Here is an 11140-nt window from a genome sequence, read left to right as displayed (position 1 = left end):
TTGCGAAGCAACGCTTTCAAAAATTTCCTTGTGGTTCGTTTGATCGATAATTGCTGTAACATAACTGGTTGCCGCTATAACTAAATAAACATCGAACGAATCATTTTTATCCCCCCCACCTTCAAGGAGAGAGAGATATGGACGATCGTAAAAATCAAAACGATGGGAATCGTCAAGAAATGGGCAATGCGAAGATTTTGCCAACTTCCAAATAAGCCAGAAATCCATGCAAACTGCACAGGCTTATACATACATAAACCAGAGAGAATCGCGAGGATGAGAATGGGAACGATCGCTGTGTAGGCAAGACGATGCCAAGCATAGTTCTTACGTTTGGGATTTTTGGCTTGTAATGCTTGAATATCTTTGTCCGAGGCAAATCTATGCTTCCAGCGGCGAGTAATAAAAATATAGATTCCATAAACGAGCAAACTCATGGAAAATACCCACATTGAAGCAAAGTGCCAGTTCCTTCCTGCTCCTAGCCATCCTCCCAAGAGGATTTCCTTGGGGAAACGCCATCCCGCGCGTCCGCCAAATACTGGATTGGCGTTATAAATTTGCAGTCCGCTCGCAGTCATAAAGATTAACGCCAAGATATTAATAGAATGAAAAGCTTTGGCAAAGATCGCTTGCTTGGGGGTAGGGGCAGATTTTGGATTTACAGATTTTGGATTTGCAGATTTTGGGCTCATAGATTTAGGGGAGTGAGGAATTTATCTGGCTTGATTAATCTGGCTTGTAATCGAATTCATAGTTGCCATTCTGGAAAGAATGGTGCTAACCAAATTTGTAATTTAACATCCCATCCTAGAATAATAGCGATCGCAGTAATAGATATCAACACACCGCCAATCTTTTGTAAAAATTGACTGTGCGATCGCAGTTTTAAAAATGAATTGCTAAAATAACGACTGGCATAGGCAAGCAATAATATGGGTACGCCCGTTCCCAAACCATAAACGAGCAGCAAAATTAGTGCAGTTAAAATCTCGTGTTTCGCAGCCGCTAAAATCAGAATACTTCCTAATACAGGACCAGCGCAAGGAGTCCATAAAAGCCCCAATTGTGTTCCCAACCAAAATTCGGCAAATAAGTTAACCTCAGTTGATTCTTTTACCTTAAAAGAAGGAAATTTACTGGATATCTTGCTGACTAAAAGGTAATTCCACCGAGGGAAAATTGATAATAGTCCTAGCCCTAGCAAAAAAGCGATCGCGAGAATTCTCGCAAAATTACTGAATCCTGTCAGCCAATTACTGGCGATACCTAACAGACTTCCCGCCACCGCAAATCCGCTAATTAATCCGCCCACTAAAGTAAGGGGAGCGTAGCGATGGGTTTGCAAGGATCTGCCCACAATAATCGGCAAAATTGGCAAGATACATGGGGAAAAAGCCGTTAACAAACCACCCAAGAGAGCTAATCCGATCGATAGCAGCGAAAGAGAGAGCATCATGCCCTGATCTCCTATCCTAATAGTTGTTTGATGGTTTGCTCAGTAAGGTTGTATGATCCTTCGCCAATGCGATCGTAGACAATATTGCCTTGGCGATCGGCTAAATAAATATGCGGCCAGTACTCGTTTCCGTAGGCATTCCAAGTTTTAAACTCGTTATCAATGGGAACGGGATAGTTAATACCATGTTTCTGCATGGCATCCTTAATATTATTGACATCCCGCTCAAAAGCAAATTCTGGGGTGTGGACACCAATAACCTTTAATCCCTTAGCAGCATAGCGATCGTGCCATCCCGTGACATAGGGTAATGTCCGTTGGCAGTTAATACAACTAAAAGTCCAGAACTGAATCAAGACAATATTTCCCTTTAAGTCTTGAATTGACAAAGGATTAGTATTTAGCCATTGAGAGATGCCTTGAAATTCTTGTAATTTTTGACCCGAAGCATTATTTACAGCCACGGTAGTAACTTCAGAATTATTGGTTGATTTGCTGACATCTAGTTTAGGTGCAGTGCTTACCAAATCCTTAGAATTGATTCCTTGAGAAGACTTGCTAGAGCTAAATTGAGCAGCACAGGCAGCACTACCAATTCCTAATGTTCCCAATCCTACATAGGTGAAAAAGCGACGACGATACAGTAAGTTTTTACTCATTGTAAACTTTCCTCCAATTTTAATTGGTTCTATTTCCGATGATTGCCGAATGTTAAGCACTCGACAATCATATTTAAATGGCATATTTAAATGGCATATTTAAATGGCATATTTAAATGGCATATTTAAATGGCATATTTAAATGGGTTTTGAGAGATTAAGGCTTTGCATTAGCAGGCTTGCTATCTTTCATGGCATCGCTCTTCATAGAATCGCTCTTCATGGCATCACTCTTCATAGAATCGCTCTTCATAGAATCGTTCTTCATCGCATCAGCAGACTTGCTATCCTTCATGGCATCGCTCTTCATCGCATCGCCAGTTTTATCTTTCGTGGCATCGCTCTTCATAGAATCGCTCTTCATCGCATCAGCAGGCTTGCTATCCTTCATGGCATCGCTCTTCATAGAATCGTTCTTCATCGCATCAGCAGGCTTGCTATCCTTCATGGCATCACTTTTCATCGCATCGCCAGTCTTATCTTTCATGGCATCGCTCTTCATCGCATCAGCAGGCTTTGCCGATGGTGCGGATTGTGCGGGAGTTGATTGTTCGGTAGATGTCGCAGTACAGGAAACAACTCCAGCAGTAAGAGCCAGCCCAGCAATAAGTCCAAGGATTCTATAGTTCATTGTTTTCATCTCTCTTTGCAAAAAATCAATATGGCGGAACCCATCGCGGTTCACTTATTTGATATACGATTGACTGAGCAAATCGGATGAAGAAATATCGCAAGCAATAATACCAAAGCTGAAAATAGCTACGTTATTTTCAGCTTTGGTATTATTGCTGAAGTGGTTACACTTTCGTGAATTGGTATAAAAAACAAAAGATGAGTGGCGACGCGAAGCGTCGCCACTCATCTTTTCGTAAACAAAACTATGGAACACCGCTACTATACTTCTCCTTTCATTACCATTGCCCCAGTTGGCTCAGGCATATCTTTGTTGGGTTCGATCGTAATAATTACGGTCGTGGATTGTTTGAGAGCATTAGCTAGGGGAACCTTTACAAAAACTTTGCCCTGATCGTCAGGACGAAATTGAGCGCAATCTACTTTTTTACCATCCACGATCGCCCAAAGCCGATAGCTATTTTCCTGAGAAATGGGTATGAGATTCTGAATGCTAATCATCGCTGCCTTTTCATTGGGTGCGATCGTCACGCTGCCCGAAGCCGTAGGAATTGCTCCCATGCCTTTGAGAGAAATCATGCGATTGTCGGCACTTTGGAGCATGGCGATCGCCTGACGGTATTTTTGTAATTCTATTTGGTGGGTAGCAATTTGCTGACGCATTTGGTAATTATCAAAGCCCAAAGTAGCTAGAGCGATCGCACTGATACTTCCTAAACCCACCACCGCTAATTTCCATAAATTTCGTTGACTTGGCGATCGCTTAATTCCCGTAGCGATGATGGACTCTTCTCTCAATAGATCTTCGATGCGAGGTTCGGCTAAAGTGTCAACTAAAGATTCAACTAAAGCCTGCTCTACTTGCGGAACCGCACTCGCCGCAATGCGATCGCGCAGACTAACCGCTGGCGTACTTTCACTTAGACCGAGGGGAAGTAACGCTAGCGCTTCTTGTAAGCCGTCAATTTCGGAAATGAGTTCGGGATATGTAGCAATCAGATCATGCATCTCTGTCACCTCCTCAGGCTCCAAATCGCCTAAGACATAACCCGCTAATAACTCTTCCCATTGGGGAGGATAATTGTTGGCATGATTTTTGGGATAGTTTTGTTGTGTCATATCACTTCAGTCTCACTCTAGCGTACCCTTCAAGCTTTCTCTCAACCGAATCAGCCCATTCCGCGCCCATGACTTGACAGTTCCCAAAGGTGCATCCAGCGCATTGGCAATTTCCGTTTGGCTAAGTCCATCAAAATATGCCATTTCTAAGACTTGGCGATGCTTATCGGGCAAATTTGCTAAAGCTACTTTTACCTTTTCCGAGCGTTCTGCCAATGACAAAGTTTCCATAAGTGATGAATTTCTGGTGTCATATTCTAAGGAAATATTTTGTTCCCATTTTTGCAAATGTTGCTGTTGCGATCGCGTTTTACGAATTCGGTCAATGGCCCGCGATCGGGTTAACACAGTCAAAAAAGCGGCGATCGAACCTCGCTTACTATCGTAAGCAGAACTACGGCTGAGCAAGATGAAAATTTCTTGGGTTAAGTCCTCAGCCTCCTGCTGACTGCCCAAAATCCTCAATGATAGGCGGTAAACTAATTCACCATAGCGATCGTAAAAAATGCCAAAAGCCTGACTGCTACCCGCTCGCCAAGCTTGAAGTATTTCCATATCAGTTTGCTCAGAGAGTTTCATGGAGAAAGTTGATACGCATCATTACAATACCTACGCATCTTAAGGCAGAACGGATGTGGTATCAATAGGATTCAGTTCTGGTGAGTGGAGTCTGCTTTCAAATCATTGAGGATTGTCATTGAGGATTGCTAGGGGACTTGCGATTTAATGAAGTACCAAATATAAAACCAGAATCGGTGGCGCGGCGGAGCCGCGCCACCGATTCTGGTAAATCTGGATTGGTATCTTATTTTCTCGCAAGTCCCTAAGTACCTCAGCATAATTAAAATCCACATCTCAAACCTGCGGCGCACGCTGCGCCACAGGTTTGAGGGTTTTATATTTAATTAAGCCCACTTACTTAAATGAATTACACTTAACTTGTATAAGTATCTTGTATGAGTATCTTGTATAAGTACCTCAGCATAATTAAAATCCACATCTCAAACCTGCGGCGCACGCTGCGCCGCAGGTTTGAGGGTTTTATATTTAATTAAGCCCACTTACTTAAGTATCTTAGTAAGTATCTGGGTGCAATTTAAAGATAAAATCCAAGAGCCTGTAGCGAATGTTGTGTCTGCGCCACAGGATTTTACTCTGTTCTATAATTATGCTTGGCTATTTAATACCAATTCGCGAAAGTGTGACAACACTTTTGTGAATTAAAAACCAAATCTAGTAAGGGTTTGAAGAACTAAAAATGGCGTAGCCATTTTTAGTTTTGGTATAACTCGGTTATTTAACAGGCTCGCAATCGCATCTAAGACATACCCATAAATAACTTATGAGTCTTACAGTAGGTCAAATAGTCGGTGGTCATTACGAAGTGACAGCACGATTGGGTGGTGGAGGATTTGGCGAGACCTATCTCTCACAAGACTTACATCTTCCCGATCGCCCCATTCGAGTCATCAAAAGACTAAGTCCGCATATTCAAGAAGCTAGCGTCTTGCAACTATCGCGAAGACTTTTTGAGACCGAGGCTCAAGTTCTATATCGTCTAGGAACCCATCCACAAATCCCCCAACTATTTGCCCACTTTGAAGAGTTATCCGAATTTTATTTAGTTCAAGAATATATCGATGGCAAAGATCTCAGCTACGAACTCCCGCGCGGTAAAATTTGGGAACAGTTCACCGTTGCCGATCTATTACAAAGTCTCTTAACCGTTCTCAGTTTTGTTCATCAAAATAATGTCATTCATCGGGATATTAAACCTGAAAACATCATTCGTCGGCGGGATGGACAGCTTTTTTTAATTGATTTTGGCGTTGTCAAGCAAATTGTTACACCCACAGCCGTATTAGCAGCACAAGCGGATACGGGCTACACCGTAGGCATTGGTACGCCAGGGTATATGCCCAGCGAGCAGGCTCATGGAGAGCCAAAATTTGCCAGCGATATCTATGCGATCGGAATGATTGGGATTCAAGCCCTCACAGGAATATCGCCCAATCATCTTGCGAAGGATGATAATCTTGAAATTTTGTGGCGAGCATCCGCTCCGAAGGTTTATCCTGAATTTGCCGACATTCTCTCCAAAATGGTGCGGTTTGATTTTCGGCAACGCTATCCTAGTGCCGAACATGTGTATCGGGAAATTGCCGAGTTTGTGAATCGCTATCCCGTCTCCAAAGTCAATCACAGTTTGCCAACCGTTCTGATGAGCGCGGAAAACTATCAAAGACAGAATTCCTATAGCCGTGACCCAGAGGAACCCATACGCGATCGCCAAGCTCAAACCTCCCAAGCTCAAGACAAAGAGCGGATCTGGCGACATTTTCAGCCTTGGCACATCGGCTTAGGCATTGTTACCCTCGGTGCGATCGTAATTACAGCCCTGATTCTCACTTTTGGGTATTCCCACAAACCCTCTAATCCTAACAATCCAGACCTATCCCCAGAAAGTTCCGAACCTTCCGAACCTTCTCCCGCGCCAACGCTCTCCAGCAATGCATCAAGTTCTCTTCCCATTCTCATTAAGGAATTTTCGATTAATGGCTCTAAGGATGCCATTTATGGTGTGAGCATTAGTCCTGATAGCCGCATCTTAGCAGGTGCAAGTTCTGAACGGATCATCGAATTATGGGACTTACAAACCAGTAAAAAATTGCAGACCCTCAAAGGACATACTGGGCGGGTCTATGACATTCAATATAGCCCTGATGGCAAACGCTTAGTCAGTGCCAGTGACGATCGCACTGTAATTATTTGGGATGTTGCCACAGGTAAGCTGTTAAACAAACTGAAAGGACATCAGGAAAGAGTCTATACGGCTATTTTTAGCCCCGATGGAAAAACGATCGCCAGTTCTAGCGGCGATCGCACGATCCGTTTCTGGAATGCCGAAACAGGGAAGTTAATCAACGTTCTATCGGAAACATCTTGGGTTTACGATGTTTCGTTTACTCCCGATGGTAAATTTTTGATTAGTGGCTCTAAAGATGGCGCAATCCGACTATGGAATGTCGAAACAGGAAAAGCGATTAAAACTCTAGTAGAGACTGGTAGCTCCGTGCGATCGATCGTTTATAGCAATGATGGAAAAACGATCGCTAGTGCCATGGAAGATAATACAATCCGCCTATGGGATGGAAAAACAGGGCAATTCAAGGATTTGCTCACAGGACATACGGGAGAAGTCCATACGATCGCCTTTAGTAGCGACGATCGTTTATTAGCCAGTGGCAGTGCCGATAAAACCGTACGTATCTGGTACTTAAAAGAAAAGCGAGCACCGCAAGTTTTATCTCAGCACGAGCGCGGCGTTTCCTCGGTAGAATTTAGCGAAGATCGGAAATTGCTGATCAGTGGCAGTCTCGATGGTAAGGTGAAAATCTGGAAAATCGCCAATTAAATCACCAATTAAATCACCAATCAATAAATCACCAATCAACTTGAGAAAAGCATCCCCAACGGGATTCGACTCCCCATTCACCACCCCGTTCTTTTTGGGTTTGGAACTGTTAAAATACAGGTAACAGTTACGACAGCAACTATGTAAGCCTCATGACATTAACCTACGAAAAGACCTTGGCAGATCGGGTCAGAGCAGATTTTGAAATTTTAGATCAAGAGGTCAATGACAAGCCCCTCATTTATTTTGACAATGCCGCCAGTTCTCAGAAACCCAAGTCAGTGATCGCCGCTTGGAAATATTATTACGAACATGACAATGCCAATGTTCACCGTGGCGCACATACCCTCAGTGCCCGCGCAACCGATGCCTATGAAGGAGCGCGGGACAAAGTAGCCAAATTTGTTAAGGCAAAGTCCTCTGAAGAAATTATTTATACCCGCAATGCCAGCGAAGCAATTAATCTCGTTGCCTATACATGGGGATGGACAAATCTGAAAGCGGGTGATGAAGTCATCCTTTCGGTAATGGAACATCACAGTAATATCGTGCCTTGGCAGTTAATTGCGCAAAGAACAGGGGCAGTTCTCAAGTTTCTCGAACCTACGCTTACAGGCGAACTGAGCATAGAGCAATTTAAATCGCTACTTAATGCGAAAACGAAACTAGTGGCGATCGTCCATGTTTCCAATACCCTTGGCTGTGTAAATCCAGTGGAAGAGATCATTGCTTTGGCTCATGCCCAAGGAGCGAAGGTCTTGTTGGATGCTTGCCAGAGCGTACCCCACATGCCGATTGACGTGCAGAAACTTGATTGCGATTGGCTAGTTGCTTCGGGTCATAAAATGTGCGCGCCCACGGGAATTGGCTTTCTCTATGGCAAACGCGACCTTTTACTGGAAATGCCTCCTTTCATGGGTGGTGGGGAAATGATCGCTGATGTGTTTCTTGATCATTCTACCTATGCAGGTTTGCCCCACAAATTTGAGGCGGGCACACCTGCCATTGGTGAAGCGATCGCCCTTGGTGCAGCTGTAGATTATTTAATGGCGATCGGGATGGATAAAATCCACGATTACGAACAGGAATTAATTAATTACATGATGGATTATCTCAATGATATTCCCGATATCAAGGTTTATGGACCCCGCTACCATCGCGCAGGTTTGGCATCCTTTTCCCTCGATCATGGCATCCATGCCAATGACCTATCAGCCATGCTCGATCAAGATGGCATTGCGATCCGTTCAGGACATCACTGTACGCAGCCCCTCCATCGATTTTTAGGGATTAGCGGCACGGCAAGAGCTAGCGTCTATTTCTACAACACCAAAGCGGAAATTGATACCTTTATCAATTCCCTTAAAGAAGCGATCGCCTTTTTTAAACATGTGATGGCCTAGTCCTATGACCAGAATCGTTCTATTAGGTGCATCGGGTTCAGGACGAACTACCCAAGCGCTACATTTACAGGCTCGGTTACGCTTGCCTGCGATCTCAACTAGCGAAATTTTGCGTTTAGAGATCGCCAATGCCACGGATCTGGGCTTAGAAGTAAAAAGATTTGTTGATGCTGGTGAGTTCGTTCCCGATCGTCTAACGATCGAGCTAGTACGATCGCGCTTAGGAATGCCAGATGCCCAGCATGGATGGATTTTAGAGGGTTATCCCCGTACAGCTTTTCAAGCGGAGGAGTTAGATTTCCTGCTAGATGAGTTAGGGACTCCCCTTGACTGTGCGATCTATTTACAGGCTTCTGAAGAGACATTAATGCAGCGATCGCGATCGCGTGGTGGCTCCGACGATAGGATTGAGATCGTGCAAAAGCGAATCGAGCAGTTCTTTGAATTGACTATTCCTCTATTGGAATATTACGGTTATAAACAGAAATTACTAACAATCAATAGTGAGTTAGATATCGCAACGGTTAGTACTCGTATCGAGTATGGTATCGAACATTTAGGGCAATAATTTTTAAAACCCATGAATCTCAGTCCCAATTCTGAAAGAGCCTATTGGTTAGCATGGTCGCAGATACAAGGCATTGGGTCAGTATTAACCAAGCGTCTGTATCAATCCTTTGGTTCCATGTCCGAGGCTTGGCAAGCCTCGGCAAGCGCTTTACTAGAAATCGAAGGGATCGGCGGTCAGACCCTTGAAGCCATACGACAAGCTCAGGGTGAAGTGGAGCCCCTGTCTTTATTGGCGGTACATGAGCATCGCAATCTCAACTTCTGGACACCTAGTGATCGCGAATATCCTCAATTACTGTGGGAAATTCCCGATCCACCACCAATTCTCTATTATCAAGGACATCTCACCACTTGGAACGAACGCAATACGATCGCGATCGTCGGTACGCGCAGCGCCACTCCCTACGGGAAGCGGTGGACGAAAAAACTTGTTTCAGCTTTAGCCAGTCACGGATTTACAATTATCTCTGGTATGGCGGAAGGCATTGATGGCGAAGCCCATCGAGCCTGTTTGGAAGTTGGGGGACAGACCTTAGCGGTAATGGGAACAGGGGTCGATCGCTTTTATCCCCCCAAGCACAAGTCTCTTTACGAGCAAATCCTCACTTCAGGGCTAGTCTTGAGCGAATACCCCCAAGGGACTCCTCCTGACAAAAAACATTTTCCAGCCCGCAATCGCATTATCGCAGGACTCAGCCGCGTTACCTTGGTTATGGAAGCCCCCGAGCGATCGGGAGCCTTAATCACCGCCTATCAAGCAAATGAGTATGGACGTGATGTCTATACCTTACCGAATTCCCTTGAAGTTAATGAAGCAAGAGGTTGCTTAAACCTATTGGGCAAAGGCGCACAGGCAATTTTAGGTGTAGATGAATTACTAGAAGCCTTAGGAACATTGCCGAATTTAGATACCCCTACACCAACGATCGCCATTACCGATTTGCCTCCCATGCAACAAACCATTCTCCAAGCGATCGGTTTTGGTGACCCTGTGGGCTTAGATTGGATTGTCGAACAAACTAAAATCCCTTCAGGGGAAGTGTTAGGAACCTTAACCCAATTAGAACTAATCGGTGCGATCGCCATTTATCCTGGAATGCGATATCAAAGGTTGACATGAGATTAACTTGAGAAGGGTTTGGCGTATAGAGATAGCTGTGTGGTGCTGCAAAGCAGTACCATACAGCTTTTCGATAAAGTAGCGATCTGTTATAGTGATGACTGCGTTACAAAGATTAATTTATCAAGAAGCTGGAGAATCGGTAATGACCATTTCGATGTATCAGGTTGCAGTGCCTTCCGTAGTGCGATCGCTAAATAATTTGATCGCAGTTCTTGAAAAGGGGGCTGCCCATGCTGAAGCCAAAAAGATCGATCCTTCAGTACTAATTGCCAGCCGTTTGTATCCCGATATGTTGCCTCTCAGCCGCCAAGTTCAGATTGCTTCGGATATTGCTAGACGTGGCATAGCAAGATTGGCTGGCACAGAAGCTCCTGCCTTAGAAGATAACGAAACTACATTTGCTGAGCTAGGCGATCGGCTTCGCAAAGTGATTGGTTTCATTGAGACTTTTACTCCCGAACAGATTGATGGTTCTGAAGAGAAGGTAATCACTTTACCTATCGGAAAAGAGACAATGACTTTTGCAGGACAAGCCTATTTATTGTTCTTCATTTTGCCCAATGTTTATTTCCACGTAACGACTGCCTACGATATTCTCAGACATTGTGGGGTGGAACTGGGCAAACTCGATTTCTTGGGCGCACGTCGGTAAGTAGCTGGGCATAAAGCCCAAAAGAGGGTTGCCGTGCTCCGCACGGCAACCCTCTTTTGGGCTTTAATTTTGCAACTAAGTAGCTAAGCATAACGTCAGTTCGGGTT

At 44.3% G+C, this 11140-nt stretch carries 11 protein-coding genes; 5 read left to right on the top strand and 6 right to left on the bottom strand.

Annotated features, from left to right (window positions below):
* Positions 1-80 precede the first annotated feature (80 nt).
* The 6 genes from PSE7429_RS17385 to PSE7429_RS17360 all read right to left on the bottom strand — a co-directional run bounded on the left by PSE7429_RS17385 (position 81) and on the right by PSE7429_RS17360 (position 4449).
* Positions 81-695, bottom strand: a complete 615-nt coding sequence (locus PSE7429_RS17385) for a cytochrome b/b6 domain-containing protein (RefSeq protein WP_009628605.1) — start codon at positions 693-695, stop codon at positions 81-83.
* Between the two features lie 56 nt (positions 696-751).
* Positions 752-1459, bottom strand: coding sequence for a cytochrome c biogenesis CcdA family protein (locus tag PSE7429_RS17380; protein ID WP_009628604.1), 708 nt, complete (start codon positions 1457-1459; stop codon positions 752-754).
* Between the two features lie 11 nt (positions 1460-1470).
* A complete protein-coding gene (locus tag PSE7429_RS17375; RefSeq protein ID WP_009628603.1) occupies positions 1471-2202 on the bottom strand; it encodes a thioredoxin family protein in 732 nt (243 codons plus the stop codon).
* 73 nt (positions 2203-2275) lie between these two features.
* A complete protein-coding gene (locus PSE7429_RS28230) occupies positions 2276-2539 on the bottom strand; it encodes a hypothetical protein (RefSeq protein ID WP_456153981.1) in 264 nt (87 codons plus the stop codon).
* Positions 2540-3012: 473 nt separating this feature from the next.
* A complete protein-coding gene (locus PSE7429_RS17365; RefSeq protein WP_009628601.1) occupies positions 3013-3870 on the bottom strand; it encodes an anti-sigma factor in 858 nt (285 codons plus the stop codon).
* 12 nt (positions 3871-3882) lie between these two features.
* On the bottom strand, positions 3883-4449 hold the full coding sequence (locus PSE7429_RS17360; protein ID WP_009628600.1) for a sigma-70 family RNA polymerase sigma factor: 567 nt from the start codon (positions 4447-4449) through the stop codon (positions 3883-3885).
* Positions 4450-5212: 763 nt separating this feature from the next.
* On the opposite strand from PSE7429_RS17360, the gene PSE7429_RS17355 reads away from it, so the two are divergent.
* The 5 genes from PSE7429_RS17355 to PSE7429_RS17335 all read left to right on the top strand — a co-directional run bounded on the left by PSE7429_RS17355 (position 5213) and on the right by PSE7429_RS17335 (position 11033).
* Positions 5213-7285, top strand: a complete 2073-nt coding sequence (locus tag PSE7429_RS17355) for a serine/threonine-protein kinase (protein WP_009628599.1) — start codon at positions 5213-5215, stop codon at positions 7283-7285.
* A 152-nt stretch (positions 7286-7437) separates the two neighbouring features.
* On the top strand, positions 7438-8688 hold the full coding sequence (locus tag PSE7429_RS17350; RefSeq protein ID WP_009628598.1) for a SufS family cysteine desulfurase: 1251 nt from the start codon (positions 7438-7440) through the stop codon (positions 8686-8688).
* Positions 8689-8692: 4 nt separating this feature from the next.
* On the top strand, positions 8693-9256 hold the full coding sequence (locus PSE7429_RS17345) for an adenylate kinase family protein (protein ID WP_009628597.1): 564 nt from the start codon (positions 8693-8695) through the stop codon (positions 9254-9256).
* A 12-nt stretch (positions 9257-9268) separates the two neighbouring features.
* Positions 9269-10378 carry a DNA-processing protein DprA gene (dprA, locus tag PSE7429_RS17340; protein WP_009628596.1) on the top strand — a complete coding sequence of 370 codons (1110 nt, stop codon included), beginning with the start codon at positions 9269-9271 and terminating at the stop codon, positions 10376-10378.
* A gap of 145 nt (positions 10379-10523) precedes the next feature.
* Positions 10524-11033, top strand: coding sequence for a DUF1993 domain-containing protein (locus tag PSE7429_RS17335; RefSeq protein ID WP_040689300.1), 510 nt, complete (start codon positions 10524-10526; stop codon positions 11031-11033).
* Positions 11034-11140 lie beyond the last annotated feature (107 nt).

This window comes from Pseudanabaena biceps PCC 7429 (genome assembly GCF_000332215.1).
Lineage (GTDB): Bacteria > Cyanobacteriota > Cyanobacteriia > Pseudanabaenales > Pseudanabaenaceae > Pseudanabaena > Pseudanabaena biceps.
This window is presented reverse-complemented; position numbering and strand designations above follow the sequence as displayed.

Bases quoted from the DNA above. Each gene is read 5' to 3' on its own strand.
- PSE7429_RS17375 (WP_009628603.1), bottom strand. From the start codon at position 2,202: ATGCCATTTAAATATGATTGTCGAGTGCTTAACATTCGGCAATCATCG.
- PSE7429_RS17355 (WP_009628599.1), top strand. From the start codon at position 5,213: ATGAGTCTTACAGTAGGTCAAATAGTCGGTGGTCATTACGAAGTGACA.
- PSE7429_RS17350 (WP_009628598.1), top strand. From the start codon at position 7,438: ATGACATTAACCTACGAAAAGACCTTGGCAGATCGGGTCAGAGCAGAT.
- PSE7429_RS28230 (WP_456153981.1), bottom strand. From the start codon at position 2,539: ATGAAGAACGATTCTATGAAGAGCGATGCCATGAAGGATAGCAAGCCT.
- PSE7429_RS17360 (WP_009628600.1), bottom strand. From the start codon at position 4,449: ATGAAACTCTCTGAGCAAACTGATATGGAAATACTTCAAGCTTGGCGA.
- PSE7429_RS17385 (WP_009628605.1), bottom strand. From the start codon at position 695: ATGAGCCCAAAATCTGCAAATCCAAAATCTGTAAATCCAAAATCTGCC.
- PSE7429_RS17365 (WP_009628601.1), bottom strand. From the start codon at position 3,870: ATGACACAACAAAACTATCCCAAAAATCATGCCAACAATTATCCTCCC.
- PSE7429_RS17335 (WP_040689300.1), top strand. From the start codon at position 10,524: ATGACCATTTCGATGTATCAGGTTGCAGTGCCTTCCGTAGTGCGATCG.
- PSE7429_RS17380 (WP_009628604.1), bottom strand. From the start codon at position 1,459: ATGATGCTCTCTCTTTCGCTGCTATCGATCGGATTAGCTCTCTTGGGT.
- dprA (WP_009628596.1), top strand. From the start codon at position 9,269: ATGAATCTCAGTCCCAATTCTGAAAGAGCCTATTGGTTAGCATGGTCG.
- PSE7429_RS17345 (WP_009628597.1), top strand. From the start codon at position 8,693: ATGACCAGAATCGTTCTATTAGGTGCATCGGGTTCAGGACGAACTACC.